Source organism: Ramlibacter sp. WS9 (assembly GCF_003797765.1).
Taxonomy (GTDB): Bacteria; Pseudomonadota; Gammaproteobacteria; order Burkholderiales; family Burkholderiaceae_C; genus Ramlibacter.
This window is the reverse complement of sequence record NZ_RKMB01000006.1, coordinates 103,927-121,279: the sequence shown is the minus strand read 5'-3', so window position 1 is coordinate 121,279 and position 17,353 is coordinate 103,927. Positions and strand designations below refer to the sequence as shown.

Below are 17,353 nucleotides of genomic sequence, written 5' to 3'. Positions count from 1 at the left end.
GGCGTCGGTCGCTCGTCGCAAGCGACGCCCGCTGCTGTGTACGAGTCTTTGACCGCCTCAATCACAAAACTTCAGCATGCCACCAGGTGGCAGATTCAGAGTCTTCCGTAGGCGACGCCACCAATTACTAGCAACTCACCCAGTGCGAAAACTTGTCTGTAGGTGCTGCCGGCACCCTGAAATGATTCACGCCGATGGCGCGCAGTTCGGACGGCTTCAGCGGATTTGAAGCGTACCAGTTGTGATAGACATCGAGACGAAGTTCGAGATCCGCCTGGAGGAGAATGGCAACAGCACTTAGGCTAGTGTTGTGGCTTTCCGTGAGCTTTCTCCGCCCTCCGTGCCAGCGCGCGAGAACTGTCGCTCCGCCCTCAGGCGCTGGTTCGGCTGACACCAATATGGTTTCAATGCCGTACATGGCGACACTTATCGCTTGCGCGTCAAGGAGTTCAGGCCAAAACCGGATCGGATCATGTAGGACCAATAGGGTCGGGAGTGCAGTGCCCGCCAACGCCTTGAGCTGCGGAACTGCATTGGCGATTTTCTTCCGCACACGCTCGCCCGGAATACCCCAGTGATACGCGTACACAGGGTCAAATTCCTCTGGATCGCAAGCAATGAGTGCCTTCTCTTCTTCCGAAGGTTCAAGTTCCTTGACCTCGACAATCAGGTCGCGGCTTGCCAACCTAAATCGGTAGTCCGGTCGCCGATCCGACGCTTCGGGAACACGGAAGTGTGATATCCCAGCGCGAACGCAAAACTGCTCAAGAAGCTTTTCTGACTTGGTAAACGTCATGCTGAGATCACCTTCGCGCTGGAGAGCTGCAGTCGCTCTCCGGCTTTCTCAAAGTGCAATGGCTTAGCTGGGCGCCGACTGCCCATTGCATCCAAGTTGACCACCACGCCAGCCGCAATGAGGCGTGTCAAGGAAGATTGAAGCTCTTTAGGTAGCCAGTTCGTCGATTCCAAGATGTCTGCGAACGCCGCGGTGTCTACACGCCTCTCTCCCTGCACGAGATAGCGGCGCCAGAACGCATCAACTTCATCAGGGCTGCTTCGCCCTTCGCTGGGTACCGTTGCCGCTTCGTCTTCAAACAGGTCCGGCACGCCGGATCTTCTCGCGTGTTCGTCAAGCCGCCTCACGGCTCGGACCCGGGCTTGCACGATGTCCACCTTCTCCGATGCATTCATGAACTTAACAATGCCCAGAGGATGGCTGCTCAAATAGACGAGGTGGTACTTTGTGCGTTGATGCAGTGGGTGAAGGACGCTGACATAAGCGGTCCTCGGACGGTAGTCGTCGCGGCCCGGCGGTACGCACTCCTTCAGGCTCTCGCGATAGGCGCCAAGCAGTGAGTCCTCTCGTTGGGTCGGGGACATGCCATTCAGATCAACGGAGCGACCCAAGAGTTGCCGCATCTCGTCCTGCCAACCGGTCATGGATGCGGTGCGATTGATGAAGTCGTAGATGAAGTTGATCAGAAACTCCGACCTTCTCCGCTGAAGCAGTGGCTTCAACACATCGATGATCACAGGCGACCAACCTTTGGGATCGATAAAGAAAAATGTGAAGCTAGTGTTCCCGCACCATTCGAGGATTTCGGCCCTCAGGTCAACGAAGTCGCCGGACATGCACTCGCACTCGACGTTCTTGTCCGCGCTGCGCGCAAGGAAATTGGTTAGCCGGCCAAATGCCACCTTGTCTTTCTCGACAAAGAGGGCTCGCATGCGAGCATTGACACCCAGAGACACAAGTTTCGCGTGGCAAGCAGCGAGCGTCTTGAGAGACAGCGCAATTGAAGTGCCATTGAGGTTCTCGTCCTCAGAGCCCCACGGTCCGGCGAAACAGTCAACATAGCAAATCTCGGGTCGGGCCTCGCGCTTTGCGCCCAGGCCGATGGTCAAGACGAGCGTCTCTAGATAGCCCTCAAGGAGGGTATGTTTGATAAGCGCTGGTTCGCGCCCCTCGTAGATTTCTGGCACCGTTGATGTCACCGGGTCAATACTCCTTGCGGCACGAAGACACCCGTCATCGAGCTTCCAGTCAGCTAGGGAGAAGGAATAACGCCTTCTGCTGTGGCGGCATGATCTGATCGCTCGCCTTGATCCGCGCTGCCGATTTGCGCCGCGTGCCGTCAGCGCCGACGATCTCGACGGCCTTCTCATTGAGCAGCTTGCCTATGGACTCTCGGTAAATTTGGGCTGACGCCGGCGAGCTGTTGCACGTTGTGGCGAATAGCTCGCCAAAGCTGATGCCTTCGTCGTTGGCGTAGACGCGGCGAGGGATGTGCTCATTCAGTGCGGCAATACTGGATCTTCTGGCCACGTCGTCGAATTCGAATCCGAGCGATGACTGGCCTCGGTGCGCAGCGTCATGCTCAGGGTCGTAGCCGACCATGTGAAACATGTCGAGGCCAGCTCCGCCGTAGTGGATGAAGTAATTGTTGTTTGCCCAGTGGACCTCAGTCATCACGTCGCGCGCGCGGTGGTGCTGAGAAAGGTGGATCAACCAGTAGTCGCCATGCCCGTTACGGTTTCGGATGAAGAACGGCGTGTAGTGTCTTGCGCCGCAGTTCTCGACTAAGGATCGGTACAGGGCGCTCTGGATAAACAACCGCCAGTCGCGCTCAGACTCTTTGATTTCGTCGATTGTTCGTCCCTGGAGCGCCCCCGGGAGGCCGATGCCGTCCAGCAAGGCCCGGGTCAACTTCCCGTCGCTGGCGAAGTTTAGGAAAGAGTCAACCCCAAAGGTCAGGATCACTTCGGCGCTAGGCAGTCTCGTGAAAATCTTGCGAATCAATTCAGTCGGCACATCCTTGTAGCCATACTGGTCAAGCGAGAAGATCGACCGACCGTTGCGCGGGCTCTTCTTCTTGATGAATTCGATGATCGAGTTCGCTTCGTCTTGAAACTTCGCGTGACGAAGGAAAATGCTGTTGCCGATTCTATTTCCGTAACCTGCTTCACGTAGGACTTTGTCGAGATGCTGATGCGCATCCTTGTCGGATTCGACAAAATAGTAGTCCACGCGCAAATCAATCTTCTTTCGCCGGTCCTTGTTTATCAGGTACTCCGCCTCGCGCGTCGCTTCCAAGAAGATGAACGGAGACCCCTTTACCGACTCACCGGTGTCGCTGTGAACGTAGAGACCGCCTCCGGAAAAGCCATCGACCAGTGTCAGACGAAGTTCTTCCTGGGTATGCGAACTGACGAGCGTCTTGAAGTAGGCCGCCAGGTACGCCTGCAAGATTCGGTGTTTCGCTACGCTGTGCTGCTGAATGAGGTCAGGACCATCCTTCCAACTGTACTGTTTCAGCGCCATGCGATCCTTTAGGCGTGGGCGGAGAGTTCTGGCATGTCATCCCATGTGCGCCCGGCCAATAGCCGGCCATTCGCCTTCTTTGAGCGGCGCTTGCCGTCGGCGCCCCACCCACCCCACTGCTTGAAGAAGAATTGCACGCCTTGCTCCTCGCATTGTTGCTGGATTCTCTCGACCCAATCAAGCTTCATTGGTCGGGCCTTAGGGCCGGATTCTCCTCCAACGATGACCCAATGTATATCGGTTAGGTCTAGCTCGCCAACGTCCTCCAATAAAGGTTCGACCGACAGGAAGCGAATTCGAGCATCAACCAGACGAAGAGCAGCAATGCGCGGCACACCGTACTTTCGATCTTCCACTGATACGCCGAGCCATGCGTTCGTTGGCACATCGCGATTGCGAAAAAAAGCCGCCAACCTATCGGCCCGCTTCGTCAGAACCTGGAACGTGTGGTGCGGGCAGCGCCGGATCACGTCGAAAACCTGGGCGATGTAGTTGTCGTCCACCCCCTTGTGGAAGAGGTCCGACATCGAATTGACGAAGTAAACGGTTGGCTTCTTCCTGGTCAGTGGCTCGGCCAAACGATCAGGCAAGATGGTTAGCTTGAAACCGTTCTCATAGCCGGGGGTGCCCATGGCCTTCAACCGTTTTGCCATCGATTCCGCATAGCAGTGTTTACATCCCGGCGAAATCTTGGTGCATCCGACAGTCGGATTCCAGGTTGCTTCAGTCCATTCGATTCGGCTGGCTTGGGACATGTAGGCTCCAGGTTAGTTCGGGTTGTAGTGCTTGTCAGAGCTTACGGACCAAGCGGGTCACTACGCCCCAGATATGCAGTTCGTTCCTATCCGTGACAACAATATCGTGAAAATCGGGATTGGCTGCCTGCAGCAACCAGCCGGTAGCGGCACGCTGGAGGCGCTTCACGGTTAGTTCACCGTCCACCTCTGCGACAACGATGCGACCAGCTTGTGCATCGATCGAGCGGTCCACTATGAGTTCGTCGCCGTCGGCGATGCCTGCGTCGCGCATGGACCAACCGGTGACCTGCACGACGAAAGTGGCCAACGGGTCGCGGACGAGGTGTCGCCCAATGTCCGCGGTTCCTTCTTGATAGTCATCGCCTGAAGTTGGCTTGCCGGCGCGGACGCGGCGGCCAAGTATCGGTACCGACGTGACGGATCGTTTGATTGCGATGGGGCGAGCCTTGGATGCGTCGACATCAACACGTTGAACGGGTCTGCACTTGTGTGCTTCGAGATATCCGACGACCACAGGTACTAGACTCTGCGGCACTCGCACCGTCTTTGTCGGTTCGCCATAGGCAGGCTTTCGCCCTGCCCCCGGCCGGGGGCCGCCGTGTTGAGTTTTTCCTTGTTGCATGATATTGTGACGCAATCAAGAGTACCATACATCGGTCATCGCTGAAAGGCATTCGAGCGCGAAGAACCGCATGACTGCTCGCACCGCGATCCGCCGGACGCCAGTGCTGAATATCTGAGAGAACTGGGTGTTGCCCTTCGCCCATCGCGGAAGCGTCTTGGGCGTGTTGCTGCGTAAGTTGGCCCTAACCGCGCTGCCATAATCGCGCTTTCTATGTCTGGAGCGTTCATTGTCCACCGGCCTGCTAGACCTTAACGCACTCGCACGAAGACTCGCCGACCGAGACCATGCGCGGACCGAAGCAAACGTTCAGAGCGACCTGCATGCCTTCCTCCTGGCGGCTCCTTTAGAACTCGACGAAGACGACCTTCGCGACTTAGACGTTGTCCTTGAGCAGCAAGCGGGCGCTAGGCGGCGCATCGACGTAGAGGCTGGTCTGTGCGTCTTTGAGGTCAAACGCGATCTTCGCAAGGGCAACGTCCGAAGTGACGCCGTTGACCAGCTTACGGGCTATGTGTCCTCGCGAACGGCGGATATGGGTCAACGTTATGTTGGGGTATTAACCGACGGCGCTGAGTGGCATCTCTATTACTTGCTGAATGACAGTTTGGAGCTGGTATCGACCTTCTTGCTCGATCCCGCGAAACCAAATGTGGATGCACTCTGTGTATGGATGGAGGGAGTGCTGGCCACCGCTGAGAAGATCAAGCCGACCCCTCATGAGATCAATCGCCGCCTTGGTTCAACAAGCCCAGGTTATTCGCTGGATGCTACGGAAATCAAGTCTCTATACGACAAGAACAAGGGACTGCCAGGAGTGAAGCTCAAGCGTGAGTTATGGGCGCGACTGCTCACGACGGCGTTTGGAACAAGCTTTGCCGACACTGATGATCTGTTCATCAATCACACGTTTTTGGTGGTGACGGCCGAGGTTGTCGCACATGCTGTTATGGGTTTGGACCCGACAGCAAATGATGTCTCCGCCGCAACAATCTTGTACGGACATCTTTTCAGCGCCGCCCAGGTCGAGGGCGTCATCGACGCCGACTTCTTCGACTGGCTAATCGAGGTGGAAGGAGGTCCCAGCTTCGTTAAGTCCTTGGCTCGGAGACTCTCGCGATTTGCTTGGAAAGACGTAGAGCATGATGTACTGAAGACACTCTATGAAAGCGTGATTTCGGCGGCCCAGAGAAAGAAGCTTGGCGAGTACTACACGCCGGACTGGCTGGCAAGCCAAGTTGTTGATGCTACGGTCGGCGATCCCTTAAATCAGAGAGTTCTCGATCCGTCATGCGGCTCAGGAACCTTTTTGTTTCACGCGATCCGAAAGTACCTGAAGGCCGCGTCTGATGTTGGGATTGATGACAATGTTGCGCTTGTGGGTCTTACTGGGCATGTCATCGGAATGGACATCCATCCTGTTGCAGTTACGTTCGCCCGCGTAACCTACCTGCTGGCAATTGGAACAGCGCGACTGAGTGCCCTTGACCGCCCGCCCTTGTCCATCCCTGTGTACCTAGGCGATAGCATTGAGTGGGGTCAAAAGCAAACTCTTTTCACGGCTGACGCAATTGTTATCCCTACCACCGGCTCGGGAGAGCTTTGGGGAACAGACCTGCGCTTTCCAAAGAGCATCGTCCGCAATGCATCGCAGTTCGATGGCTTAGTGCGCGAGTTGTCTGACTTGTCTGCCGATCGGGAAAGGGGAAGCGCAGTGCCGTCGCTGACGGCCGTTTTTCGCCGGCACGCCATTGCTGCGGATGATCTCCCAGTAATCGCAGAGACATTCAGAACGATGTGCCAGTTGCATGACAACGGGGCCAATCACATTTGGGGTTACTACGCCCGAAACCTCGCGAGACCATTTTGGTTGGCGCTCGACCAGAATCAAGTGGATGTTCTCGTGGGTAACCCTCCGTGGTTGTCGTTCCGCTTCATGACACAAAAGATGCAAGAGGAGTTCAAAACGTTGAGCACAGAGCGAGGTCTCTGGGCTGGCTCCGCAGTCGCTACCAATCAGGATTTGTCAGGACTTTTTGTCCTAAGAGCAATTGAACGTTACCTACCAGTCGGCGGCCGCTTTGGTTTTGTCATGCCATGGGCGACGCTTCGTGGCCGGCAATTCGCCGGATTCCGCAAGGGCCGATATCCGCTGGGCGAAGGATTGCCACTTGCGTTGTCCCTTGAAAACGCATGGGACTTGCACAAGATCAAGCCGACGTTTTTCCCCGTGCCGGCCAGCGTCATATCAGGACAAAGAGCCGAGAGCAACAACCCTAGTGCGCTCCCCACAGAAGTGGATGTCTGGGAAGGACGCCTCCCGCAGGTGAACCTTAGTTGGGAGCTGGCCGGCCCCCATCTTACGCAAAGCGCTGGAACTGTCATACGTGCAGCGAACTCGGTTGCGGGTGAAGGATCGCCGTACCATCCCAGGTTTTCGGAGGGCGCCACTGTGTCGCCTCGCGTCCTGCTCATGGTTGAGGAGAGGCCAGCCGGGCCGATGGGAGCAGGTGCCGGAAGATTGGCCATTAGGAGTCTCCGAAGCGCAAATGAGAAGAAGCCTTGGAAGCTTCTGCCAACGCTCGAAGGAAACGTGGATCGTCAGTTTGTCCGGCAGATGCACGCAGGCGACACCGTCATGCCATTCCGCGTGCTTACACCTCGCCGCGCGATCATTCCCTGGGATGGTGATCAGTGCCTGAACTCGTCCGACCGATTGGCGCACTACCCAGGCCTTGCCGACTGGTGGAGCCGAGCTGAAGCGTTGTGGACCGAAAACCAGTCAAGCGACAAGCTGACTCTGCTTGAGCGTCTCGACTTTCAGCGTGGAATCTCCAATCAGATGCCCATTCATGCGGATGCGCTGCGGATCGTCTACACGAAGAGCGGAATGTACCTGGCTGCCGCCCTCATCAGGGATCAAGCGGTCATTGCTAACAGCCTCTACTGGGCGTCGGTCGGCAGTATTCAGGAGGGGCGCTACCTTGAAGCAATATTGAACAGCGATGAGTTAACGAAGCGAGTGAGGCCGCTTCAATCAAAGGGCGAGCACAACCCCCGGCACTTCGACAAATATGTCTGGCAGGTTCCCATTCCCCTTTTCGATACCAAAGAGGCGATTCACAATCGAATCGCTGACCTGGGCGAGCAAGCTGCATTGGCCGTCGCCAAGATGGAACTGAGAACTGATATTCGCTTTGAATCAGTGCGGCGGGCCATCCGTCAGGAAATCGCGGCGTCCGTATTTGGCAAAGAGATCGAGGTTCAAGTCGCGCTGTTGCTCGGCAAGGTCTCGTGAGACCGCTGGAGTTAGTTGATCGCACCCCGGTGCGGAAATGTAGCATCGGATTAGCTTGCGCATATCGAGTCTGTCCTGTTTTGTATTTGAGGCATAAACATGACCCACGGGACCATTTATGCCAAGCAAGACGAAGTTGACGAGTGCGGCCATCGCGGCCAAGAGTGCGGCGCTGCCGAAGATATCCAAGGACTGGAAGGACGCGATGAGCCAATTTGCGATCCTTTACGAAGATCGCTTCACCAAAGTTGCCGCTTAAGATGTGGCACCGACTTGCCCACCACGTCGGTCGTTCGTCGCAAGCGACGCCCGCCGCCGTGGACAAGTCTCTCAGCGCCTCGAACAAGAATTCGGACGCGCCCGCGGAGTGCCATAGAGGCGCTCCTCGCCGCTTGGACGCACAATGACGCCGATGGACGCGGCCTTCACTGACAACTACCGGTTCCTCGCGAAATACAACCGCTGGTTCAACCAGCGGTTGTTCGCCGCCTGCGAGCAACTCTCCGATGAAGAGCGCAAGCGTGACCGCGGCGCGTTCTTCGGCTCCATCCACGCGACGTTCAATCACCTGATGTGGGGCGACCGCGTTTGGCTGCGGCGCTTTGGCGAGCAGGGCGTCCAGTTTTCGTCGTTGACGCCGCAGGTGCTGCAGTTGCCCGACGGCGCGATGCATGGCGTGCTCCTCTACGAGGAATGGGGCGCATTGCGAGCGGCCCGCGACGAGCTGGACGCCGCTATCGAGGCTTGGGCGCAAGACATGCCGCCTGACTATCCCATGCGAACCATGCGCTACGGAAACACCAAGGGCGTCGCGCGTGAACACCCTGCCTGGCAAGCGGTCACGCATTTCTTCAACCACCAGACCCATCACCGTGGTCAGGTCACGACGCTGCTTGCCCAAGCGGGCATCGACCCCGGCACGACGGACCTGATCGCCCTGGTGTAGCCCCAACAAAAAGACCCGCCGAAGCGGGCCTTTTTTCAAGCGCGGGAGCTTACTTCTTGGCGCTGGCTGCGGGCTTGGCTGCGGAGGCCGCGCTCGCGGCCGGCTTGGCGGGCTCGGACTTCGCCTTCTTGGCGTCTTCCTTGGCCTTCTTCGCAGCTTCCTTCTTCGCCTTGGCTTCTTCGGCCTTCTTGGCCTTTTCCTCGGCCTTGGCCTTCTTTTCGGCTTCCTTCTTGGCCTTGGCTTCAGCCTTGGCATCCTTCTTCTCTTCCTTCACGGCCGGCGCCGAAGCGGCAACCTTCGCCGGAGCCGAAGCGGCTACCTTCGCCGGGGCCGCCTTGTCGTCCTTCTTTTCGGCCTTGGCAGCGGCCTTTTCCTCTTTCTTCTCTTCTTTCTTGGCCGCCGCGACGCCCTTGAAGCCGGCGCCGTTGACGGTCATGCCTTCAGCGGAGAACTTGGCTGCATTGCCCTCGCCCACGCCTTTGACACGTTCGATGAAGTCGCTCCAGTCCTTGAAGGCGCCTTTCTTGCGCTCGTCGAGGATCTTCGTGGAAATGCCGGGGCCGATGCCCTTGATGCCGTCAAGTTCGGCGGCGGTGGCCTTGTTCACGTCCACGGCGGCGAATGCGGCAACGGCGTACAGCATGGCCAGAACGGCCAGGATTTTCTTCAACATGCTTGGCTCCTGAAAAGGAATCGGATGGGGAGGGTGCGCGCCGCCGGCTTGCCGTGGCTCGTTTGTAACGCGCCCCGTGCGCAGCGGTTGACAGGGCCTGCCGCCCGCCCCGTGGCGTCAGGCCGGTTTCGCCAGTTCCGCCATGTAGCGGGATACGCCCGAATGCACGTCGGCGAACACGTGCTCGCAGCCGGCCGCGCGCAGCGCGCCCAGGTCGGCCTGTGTGTAGCACTGGTATTTGCCGCGCAGCGCATCGGGGAAGGGCACGTATTCGATCAGGCCCTGGGCCGCCGCGGAGGCAGCATCCATCAGGGGCTGGCCCGCCTGCCCCTGGAGCGCGTTGACGACGGCCACCGCCACGTCGTTGAACGGTTGCGCCCGGCCCGTGCCGAGGTTGAAGATGCCTGACTTGTCCGCATGATCGAAGAACCAGAGGTTCACCGCGACCACGTCGTCGATGAAGACGAAATCCCGCTGCTGCTCGCCGGCGCCATACCCGCCGTATTCGCCGAACAGCTTGACCTTGCCTTCGGCCTTGAACTGCTCGAATTGGTGGAAGGCGACGCTCGCCATGCGGCCCTTGTGCTGCTCGCGCGGGCCGTAGACGTTGAAGTAGCGAAAGCCCGCGACCTGGCGCTTCGTCTTCTTGAAGTCCTTGCCGCATTCGCGCCGCATGCGCTGGTCGAACAGCAGCTTCGAGTAGCCGTAGACGTTGAGCGGGCGTTCGAATTCGGGCGATTCGCGAAAAGTGTCGGAACCGCCGTACGTGGCCGCGGAGGACGCGTAGAGCAACCGGGTGCCGCGCTCCTGGCAGGCGTTGAACAGGCCACACGAGAGCGTGTAGTTGTTGTCCATCACGTACTTGCCGTCGGTCTCCATCGTGTCGCTGCATGCGCCTTCGTGGAAGACCGCTTCGACCTTGCCGAAGTAGCCTTCCGCGAAGAGGTCGTAGAACATGTCGACGTCGACATAGTCCGCGATCTTGAGATCGGCGAGGTTGCGGAATTTGTCGCCTTGCGTGAGGTCGTCCACGGCGATGACATCGTCGATGCCGCGCGCGTTGAGGCCCTTGACCAGGTTGCTGCCGATGAAACCCGCGGCACCGGTGACCACAACGCGTGTCATGAAAAGAGCTCCTCGTATGAAACAGTGGCGGTGCCGAATTTGCCCACGACGATCCCGCCGGCCTTGTTGGCCAGCGGCATGGCGTCGCGCAGGCCGACTCCGGCGCCCACCAGCGCGGCGAGCGTCGCGATGACGGTGTCGCCCGCACCTGTCACGTCGAACACTTCGCGCGCCTGTGCGTCCACGTGCGTGTCGCCCTGGGCGTCGAACAGGGTCATGCCGTCCTCTCCCAACGTGACCAGGAGGGCGTCGAGTTCGAGCGTCTCGCGCAGGGCCTGCGCCTTGGTGCGCAGTTCGGCCGTGTCCTTCCAGGTGCCGACGACCTGCTGCAATTCGGCACGGTTCGGCGTGATGACCGTGGCGCCCTTGTAGCGCGAGTAGTCGGAACCTTTGGGATCGATCAGCACGGCACGGCGCCCGGCGCGGGCGGCGGCGATCATCGTGGGGATGTGGGCGAGGCCGCCCTTGCCGTAGTCGGAGAACAGGATGGCGTCGTGCTGGGGCGCGAGGCGGGCGAAGGTCTCGTTTTGCAGCGCTAGCGCCTCATGGTCAGGCTCGTTCTCGAAGTCCATGCGCAGCAGTTGCTGCTGCCGCCCGATCACACGCAGCTTGACGGTGGTCTTCAAGCCCTTGTCGCGCTTGAGGTGCGTGGTGATGCCGGTTTCGCGCAACAGCACTTCCAGGCGGTGCCCCGGTTCGTCGTCGCCGACGACGCCCAGGAAGCCGGCCTGTGCGCCCAGCGTCACCACGTTGTAGGCGACGTTGGCGGCACCGCCGATGCGCTCTTCCTCGCGGTTGACCTTGACGACGGGGACGGGCGCCTCGGGCGAAATGCGGTCCACCGCGCCGTGCCAGTAGCGGTCGAGCATCGCGTCGCCGACGACGAGCACCCGGGCCTTGGCCAGTTGTTGTTTGGTTGGGTTCATAACTCTTCTACTCGCCGGGCAGGGTAGCTGTCCCAAGCCTGGCAGCCGGGGCATTGCCAGAAATGCTGCTTGGCCTCGAATCCGCAGGCGGCGCAGCGGTACCGGGTCAGCGGCTTGACGGCGTGGTCCAGCGCGCTTTGCACGAAGGGATGGAACTGCTCGTGTTCCAGCTTCTCGCCGGCCAGCCACTTGGTCGCGGCCACCAGGGAAGGCTCGCGCTCGAGGTGCTTCACGTACCACTCGCGCGCCGCGGTGGCGTCCGGCTCGAGCGCGACGATGCCTTCCAGCACATCAAGCGAGGGCGCGAGCTCGTAGCTGCCATGCAGGATCTTCAATGCCTCGGCTTGCTCGCCGCTCGCCATGGCCGCCTCGGTCAGCGGCTTGGCCATCAACGGAATGGCGGCCGGCGCCGAATGTGCGATGGTGGACAAAGTCCTGAACGCCGTGCCCGCGTCGCCCGCGCGCCGCTGCAGCGCCGCGAGGTCGATGCCGGGCCTTGCCGCGCCCCGCGCCAGTTCCATGGCCTGGCGCAACAACTGCTCGGCTTGGGCGGGCGGCGCGCTCGTGGCCTGCTCACACAGGTAATGGGCTTGGCGGCCACCGAAGCTGCCCTGGCCCGATGCCTCCAGTTTCTGTGCAATCTCCGAGGCCTGCGGCCAGTCGCGCGATCGCTCGTAGATCGCAAGCAACGCCAGCAGGGCCTGGCCTTCGAAGGCCGTTCCTTCGAGCTTGCGCAGCGCTTCCTCGGCACGGTCCAGCAGCCCGGCCTTCAGGAAATCCAGTGCCAGCGCATGCTGCGCGCGATGACGGTCGGCACGGCTCAGGTCGCCGCGCGAGAGCAGGTGTTCGTGCACGCGCACTGCACGCTCGTATTCACCACGGCGGCGAAACAGGTTGCCCAGCGCGAAGTGCAGCTCGGACGTGTCGGGATCGTTTTGCACGGCCTCGATGAAGGCGTCGATCGCCTGGTCCTGCTGCTCATTGAGCAGGAAATTGAGGCCGCGGAAGTACGCCTTGGGCGCCTGGCGATTCTCGATGCGCATCTGCCGCAGGTCGAGCCGCGAGGCGAGCCACCCCAGCACGAAAGCGATGGGCAGGCCCCACAAAACCCAGCTGAGGTCAAAGTCCATGGTGTGCCGTGTTGATCGGCTCTGTTCCCGGCGCTTCCGTCGCCTGGTGCGCGCGGCGCGCGGCGGCGCGGTGCTTCCACCAGCGCGGCACCATTCCCAGCGCACCGATCGCCAGCCCGAGGGCGAAGGCCGCCAGCACCACGAGCACCAGCGGCGCGCGCCACAGCGTGCCGAAGAAGAAATGCACGTCAACTGTGTGCTGGTTGTTCAGCGCGAAAGCGAACAGGGTAAAAAAAATGGCTGCCTTGAGCAGCCACATGAGGTATTTCAATCGAGTTCCTCAGTGGGAAGCCCGATTCTAGCGAGCCGCTAGGGCTTGCCTTCCGCCTCGATCTCCGCGGTGCGCTGGTCCACCGCTTCGCGCAGGGCCTTGCCCGGCTTGAAGTGGGGGACGCGTTTTTCCGGGATGTGCACGCTCTCGCCGGACCGCGGGTTGCGGCCCATGCGGGGCGGGCGGCGATTGATCGAGAAACTGCCGAACCCGCGGATTTCGATCCGGTGCCCGCGCACCAACGCTTCGCCCATCGCGTCAAGAATGGTCTTGACGGCGTATTCGGCGTCGCGGTGCGTGAGCTGGCTGAATCGCGCGGCCAGTTCTTCGACCAAATCTGAACGAGTCATAGAAATCCACAAGGACGCGAGTAGGACGGCAGTCCTACCGCGTTCTCTCCTTGTTTACTCTTTCGAGTTGTCCAGCTTCGCGCGCAGCAGTGCGCCCAGGCTGGTCGTGCCGGCGTTTTCGCGCGACGACTGCTGGCTCAGGTTCTGCATGGCGCCTTGCTCGTCGGCCATGTCCTTGGCCTTCACGGACAGCTGGATGTTGCGGGTCTTGCGGTCGATGTTCACGATGACTGCGGAAACTTCGTCGCCTTCCTTGAGCACGTTGCGGGCATCTTCCACGCGGTCGCGGGAGATTTCCGAAGCACGCAGGTAGCCGATGATGTCTTCGCCCAGGTCGATCTCGGCGCCCTTGGGGTCGACGGTCTTGACCTTGCCCGACACGATCGAGCCCTTGTCGTGCACCGAGGTGAACGTCGCGAACGGGTCGCCGTCCAGCTGCTTGATGCCCAGGGAGATGCGCTCGCGGTCCACGTCCACGGCCAGCACGATCGCGTCGACTTCCTGGCCCTTCTTGTAGTTGCGAACGGCCGCTTCGCCGGCTTCGTTCCAGGACAGGTCGGACAGGTGAACCAGGCCGTCGATGCCGGCGGCAAGACCCACGAAAACGCCGAAGTCGGTGATCGACTTGATCGGGCCCTTGACGCGGTCGCCGCGCTTGGTGTTCTGCGCGAACTCTTGCCAGGGGTTGGCCTTGCACTGCTTCATGCCCAGGCTGATGCGGCGCTTGTCTTCGTCGATCTCGAGGACCATGACTTCGACTTCGTCACCCAGCGAGACGATCTTGGAAGGCGCAACGTTCTTGTTGGTCCAGTCCATTTCGGAGACGTGCACCAGGCCTTCGATGCCGGGCTCGAGTTCCACGAACGCGCCGTAGTCGGCGATGTTGGTGATCTTGCCGAACATGCGCGTGCCTTGCGGGTAGCGGCGGTTGACGCCCATCCACGGGTCGTCGCCCATTTGCTTGAGGCCCAGCGAGACGCGGTTCTTTTCCGTGTCGAACTTGAGGATCTTGGCGGTGATTTCCTGGCCGGCCTGAACGACTTCACTCGGGTGGCGGACGCGGCGCCAGGCCATGTCGGTGATGTGCAGCAGGCCGTCGATGCCGCCGAGGTCCACGAACGCACCGTATTCGGTGATGTTCTTGACGACGCCGCGAACCACGGAGCCTTCCTTCAGCGTTTCCATCAGCTTGGCGCGCTCTTCGCCCATCGAGGCTTCGACCACGGCACGGCGCGACAACACGACGTTGTTGCGCTTGCGGTCCAGCTTGATGACCTTGAACTCCATCGTCTTGTTTTCGTACGGCGTCAGGTCCTTGATCGGACGCGTGTCGATCAACGAGCCCGGCAGGAAGGCGCGGATGCCGTTGACCAGGACCGTGAGGCCGCCCTTGACCTTGCCGCTGGTGGTGCCGGTGACGAATTCGCCGGATTCCAGGGCCTTCTCGAGACTCATCCACGATGCGAGGCGCTTGGCCTTGTCGCGCGACAGGATGGTGTCGCCGTAGCCGTTTTCGATGGCGTCGATGGCCACCGAGACGAAATCGCCCACCTGGACTTCGATTTCGCCCTTGTCATTCTTGAACTCGTCGATCGGCACGTACGCTTCGGACTTGAGGCCGGCGTTCACGACGACAAAGCTGTGCTCAATACGGACCACTTCGGAAGTGATCACTTCGCCGGTGCGCATTTCAGAGCGCTGCAGCGATTCCTCGAACATCGAGGCAAAAGATTCCATGGATTCAGACATTCGGTTTCCTTGCACGTCGCACAGGTTTCCAGACGCAAAAGCAAAATCGCTTCAACGCGGCTGTTTTTAAGGCTGGGACGGCGGTTTTTGCGGCTTGGCGCCGCGGGTTATGTTAACGAACCACACTGCCTGGGCGCTGTCGCGCGAGAGGGGCGGTGTGGGCCTTTTCAGTTCTTCCGACCGGGGCCGAAAGGCTGCTTCTCTTCCCACCACTGAAGCACTTGCGCCACCGATTCTTCAACCGATTGGCTCGAGTTATCCAGCAGGAGGGCATCTTCGGCGGGCTTCAGCGGTGCGACCGCACGGGACGAATCCCGGAGGTCACGCGCTTCCAGGTCTGCGCGAAGACTGGCGATTGTAGTGGAAATTCCCTTTGAAATCAACTGCTTATGGCGCCGTTCGGCGCGCTGGGTGGCGCTGGCCGTGAGGTAGACCTTCATCGGGGCGTCGGGGAAGATCACGGTGCCCATGTCGCGGCCATCCGCCACCAGCCCCGGCAGCCGCCGGAAGCTCTGCTGCAACGCGACCAGGGCCGTGCGTACGGCGGGCAATGCGGAGACCTGGGAAGCGTTCATTCCGGCCTCTTCGGTGCGGATGGCATCCGTGACATCCTGCTCGCCGAGCAACACCTTGCCGGCCACGAAGCGTACCGGCAGGGTCTCGGCCATCTTGCCGATGCTGTGCTCATGGGCCATGTCCAGGGACAAGCCGGCCTGGACGGCGGCGAAGGCGGTGATGCGGTAGAGCGCGCCGGAATCGAGGTAGTGATAGCCCAGCTCGTGCGCGACCTGCGACGCGAGCGTGCCCTTGCCCGAGGCCGTTGGGCCATCGACGCAGATCACGGGGATGTGGGGCGCGGACGTTTGGACGACGGAGAACAGCGCCTCGAAGTAATCCGGAAAGGTCTTGGCGACGCACTTCGGGTCTTCGATGCGGACGGGAACGCCTTGCGCGTTGAATGCGGCCAGTGAAAAGCACATGGCGACTCGGTGATCGTCGTAGGTGTGGATGCTGGCGGCTTTCCAGTCGGCGAGCGGCGCGACCTTGATGAAATCGGCGCCTTCGATCACTTCCGCGCCGAGCTTGCGCAGTTCGGTGGCCATGGCGGCCAGGCGATCGGTTTCCTTGACTCGCCAGCTGGCGATGTTGCGCAAGGTGCTGGGCCCGTCGGCGAAGAGTGCCATCACGGCAAGCGTCATCGCCGCGTCCGGGATGTGGTTGCAGTCCAGGTCGATGGCCTTCAGCGGCCAGGCGCCACGGCAGACCTGCAGTGCGTTGGGGCTGCCTGTGACTTGCGCGCCCATCAGCCGCGCGGCGTCGATGAAGCGGATGTCGCCCTGAATCGAGTCCTCGCCGACACCGGAGATCTGGACCGGCGTGCCGGGTTGCGCCGCGATGGCGCCCAGCGCGATGAAGTAGCTGGCCGACGACGCATCGGCTTCTACGTGGATACTGCCGGGCGAGCGGTAGGTGCTGCCCGCGGGAATGACGAAGCGCTGCCAGCCGTCCCGCCGCACGGCAATGCCGAAGCGCGCGAGCAGGTTGAGCGTGATTTCGATGTAGGGCCTGGAGATCAGTTCGCCGACGACTTCGATGACAACTTCCTTGGCTGCGACCAGGGGCAGGGCCATCAGCAGGGCGGTGAGGAACTGGCTGGACACATCGCCCCGCACCTGGATCGGCGCGTCGAGCTTCAGCTGCGGGCGGCCGATGCGCAGCGGTGGGTAGCCTTCCACGCCCAGGTATTGCACGTCGCATCCCAGTTGGCGCAACGCATCCACCAGGTCGCCAATCGGGCGCTCGTGCATGCGCGCAACGCCGCTCAATTCGAAATCGCCGCCGATCACGGCCAACGCCGCGGTGAGCGGCCGCATCGCGGTGCCGGCGTTGCCCAGGAACAAGCGCGCGTGGGCGGCCGGGGTCCGGCCGCCGAGGCCGGTGATTTCAACATCGGCTCCGCTGTGCTTCACGCCACAGCCGAGCGCGCGCAAGGCATCGAGCATGACGCGCGTGTCGTCGGAGTCGAGCAGGTCTCGCACGGTCGTCGTGCCTGCGCTCATGGCGGCCAGCAGCAGGACGCGATTGGAGATGCTTTTGGATCCCGGCAGCAGCACTGTGCCGCCCGCGGTGTCCAGCGGCGGAAGGTCGAGGAATTCAGTGGCGAACATCAGAGGCCTGCCCCC

The 17,353-nt window shown here is 60.8% G+C and carries 16 protein-coding genes; 3 read left to right on the top strand and 13 right to left on the bottom strand.

From position 1 onward, the window contains the following. Positions 1–127: 127 nt before the first annotated feature. From EEB15_RS11930 to EEB15_RS11910, 5 genes are all read right to left on the bottom strand, one after another. Positions 128–796, bottom strand: a complete 669-nt coding sequence (locus EEB15_RS11930) for a hypothetical protein (RefSeq protein ID WP_141510078.1) — start codon at positions 794–796, stop codon at positions 128–130. Then, positions 793–1,983, bottom strand: coding sequence for a three-Cys-motif partner protein TcmP (gene tcmP / locus EEB15_RS11925; RefSeq protein ID WP_158290072.1), 1,191 nt, complete (start codon positions 1,981–1,983; stop codon positions 793–795). Before tcmP ends, EEB15_RS11930 begins: the two co-directional genes overlap by 4 nt. Before the next feature lie 61 nt (positions 1,984–2,044). Next, positions 2,045–3,322 carry a three-Cys-motif partner protein TcmP gene (locus tag EEB15_RS11920; RefSeq protein WP_141510076.1) on the bottom strand — a complete coding sequence of 426 codons (1,278 nt, stop codon included), beginning with the start codon at positions 3,320–3,322 and terminating at the stop codon, positions 2,045–2,047. A gap of 8 nt (positions 3,323–3,330) precedes the next feature. After that, on the bottom strand, positions 3,331–4,077 hold the full coding sequence (locus tag EEB15_RS11915) for a DUF5131 family protein (RefSeq protein ID WP_141510075.1): 747 nt from the start codon (positions 4,075–4,077) through the stop codon (positions 3,331–3,333). 34 nt (positions 4,078–4,111) lie between these two features. Continuing rightward, entirely contained in the window at positions 4,112–4,702 is a 591-nt protein-coding gene (locus EEB15_RS11910; protein ID WP_141510074.1) for a LexA family transcriptional regulator, read from the bottom strand. A 229-nt stretch (positions 4,703–4,931) separates the two neighbouring features. Here EEB15_RS11910 and EEB15_RS11905 point away from each other — a divergent pair, with 229 nt between their 5' ends. The 3 genes from EEB15_RS11905 to EEB15_RS11900 all read left to right on the top strand — a co-directional run bounded on the left by EEB15_RS11905 (position 4,932) and on the right by EEB15_RS11900 (position 8,946). Continuing rightward, a complete protein-coding gene (locus EEB15_RS11905; protein WP_199236515.1) occupies positions 4,932–8,000 on the top strand; it encodes an N-6 DNA methylase in 3,069 nt (1,022 codons plus the stop codon). Positions 8,001–8,118: 118 nt separating this feature from the next. Next, entirely contained in the window at positions 8,119–8,259 is a 141-nt protein-coding gene (locus tag EEB15_RS33630; protein ID WP_158290071.1) for a hypothetical protein, read from the top strand. A 153-nt stretch (positions 8,260–8,412) separates the two neighbouring features. Continuing rightward, the gene (locus EEB15_RS11900) at positions 8,413–8,946 is read left to right on the top strand and encodes a DinB family protein (protein WP_141510219.1); all 534 of its coding nucleotides are present in this window, start codon (positions 8,413–8,415) and stop codon (positions 8,944–8,946) included. Between the two features lie 49 nt (positions 8,947–8,995). Here EEB15_RS11900 and EEB15_RS11895 read toward each other — a convergent pair whose 3' ends face one another. The 8 genes from EEB15_RS11895 to EEB15_RS11860 all read right to left on the bottom strand — a co-directional run bounded on the left by EEB15_RS11895 (position 8,996) and on the right by EEB15_RS11860 (position 17,338). Beyond that, complete coding sequence (locus EEB15_RS11895; protein WP_141510073.1) at positions 8,996–9,619, bottom strand: helix-hairpin-helix domain-containing protein; 624 nt, start codon at positions 9,617–9,619, stop codon at positions 8,996–8,998. 117 nt (positions 9,620–9,736) lie between these two features. After that, positions 9,737–10,744 carry an ADP-glyceromanno-heptose 6-epimerase gene (gene rfaD / locus EEB15_RS11890; RefSeq protein WP_141510072.1) on the bottom strand — a complete coding sequence of 336 codons (1,008 nt, stop codon included), beginning with the start codon at positions 10,742–10,744 and terminating at the stop codon, positions 9,737–9,739. Then, positions 10,741–11,670, bottom strand: a complete 930-nt coding sequence (gene rfaE1 / locus EEB15_RS11885) for a D-glycero-beta-D-manno-heptose-7-phosphate kinase (RefSeq protein ID WP_141510071.1) — start codon at positions 11,668–11,670, stop codon at positions 10,741–10,743. The genes rfaD and rfaE1 overlap by 4 nt, the downstream gene beginning before the upstream one ends. Continuing rightward, positions 11,667–12,800, bottom strand: coding sequence for a lipopolysaccharide assembly protein LapB (gene lapB, locus EEB15_RS11880; protein ID WP_141510070.1), 1,134 nt, complete (start codon positions 12,798–12,800; stop codon positions 11,667–11,669). The genes rfaE1 and lapB overlap by 4 nt, the downstream gene beginning before the upstream one ends. Next, on the bottom strand, positions 12,790–13,071 hold the full coding sequence (locus tag EEB15_RS11875; RefSeq protein WP_141510069.1) for a lipopolysaccharide assembly LapA domain-containing protein: 282 nt from the start codon (positions 13,069–13,071) through the stop codon (positions 12,790–12,792). Before EEB15_RS11875 ends, lapB begins: the two co-directional genes overlap by 11 nt. 38 nt (positions 13,072–13,109) lie before the next feature. Then, positions 13,110–13,421: an integration host factor subunit beta gene (locus EEB15_RS11870; RefSeq protein WP_141510068.1), complete on the bottom strand. Its 312-nt coding sequence runs from the start codon at positions 13,419–13,421 to the stop codon at positions 13,110–13,112. A 54-nt stretch (positions 13,422–13,475) separates the two neighbouring features. Next, entirely contained in the window at positions 13,476–15,170 is a 1,695-nt protein-coding gene (gene rpsA, locus EEB15_RS11865) for a 30S ribosomal protein S1 (protein WP_233259465.1), read from the bottom strand. Between the two features lie 167 nt (positions 15,171–15,337). Then, positions 15,338–17,338 (bottom strand): bifunctional 3-phosphoshikimate 1-carboxyvinyltransferase/cytidylate kinase, encoded by a 2,001-nt coding sequence (locus tag EEB15_RS11860; protein WP_141510066.1) that lies wholly within the window; start codon positions 17,336–17,338, stop codon positions 15,338–15,340. Positions 17,339–17,353: the final 15 nt, after the last annotated feature.

Excerpts from the sequence above, each read along its gene's own strand:
- EEB15_RS11930 (WP_141510078.1), bottom strand. The coding sequence starts at position 796 with ATGACGTTTACCAAGTCAGAAAAGCTTCTTGAGCAGTTTTGCGTTCGC.
- EEB15_RS11920 (WP_141510076.1), bottom strand. The coding sequence starts at position 3,322 with ATGGCGCTGAAACAGTACAGTTGGAAGGATGGTCCTGACCTCATTCAG.
- EEB15_RS11915 (WP_141510075.1), bottom strand. The coding sequence starts at position 4,077 with ATGTCCCAAGCCAGCCGAATCGAATGGACTGAAGCAACCTGGAATCCG.
- EEB15_RS11910 (WP_141510074.1), bottom strand. The coding sequence starts at position 4,702 with ATGCAACAAGGAAAAACTCAACACGGCGGCCCCCGGCCGGGGGCAGGG.
- EEB15_RS33630 (WP_158290071.1), top strand. The coding sequence starts at position 8,119 with ATGCCAAGCAAGACGAAGTTGACGAGTGCGGCCATCGCGGCCAAGAGT.
- EEB15_RS11900 (WP_141510219.1), top strand. The coding sequence starts at position 8,413 with ATGGACGCGGCCTTCACTGACAACTACCGGTTCCTCGCGAAATACAAC.
- EEB15_RS11895 (WP_141510073.1), bottom strand. The coding sequence starts at position 9,619 with ATGTTGAAGAAAATCCTGGCCGTTCTGGCCATGCTGTACGCCGTTGCC.
- rfaD (WP_141510072.1), bottom strand. The coding sequence starts at position 10,744 with ATGACACGCGTTGTGGTCACCGGTGCCGCGGGTTTCATCGGCAGCAAC.
- rfaE1 (WP_141510071.1), bottom strand. The coding sequence starts at position 11,670 with ATGAACCCAACCAAACAACAACTGGCCAAGGCCCGGGTGCTCGTCGTC.
- lapB (WP_141510070.1), bottom strand. The coding sequence starts at position 12,800 with ATGGACTTTGACCTCAGCTGGGTTTTGTGGGGCCTGCCCATCGCTTTC.
- EEB15_RS11870 (WP_141510068.1), bottom strand. The coding sequence starts at position 13,421 with ATGACTCGTTCAGATTTGGTCGAAGAACTGGCCGCGCGATTCAGCCAG.
- rpsA (WP_233259465.1), bottom strand. The coding sequence starts at position 15,170 with ATGTCTGAATCCATGGAATCTTTTGCCTCGATGTTCGAGGAATCGCTG.
- EEB15_RS11860 (WP_141510066.1), bottom strand. The coding sequence starts at position 17,338 with ATGTTCGCCACTGAATTCCTCGACCTTCCGCCGCTGGACACCGCGGGC.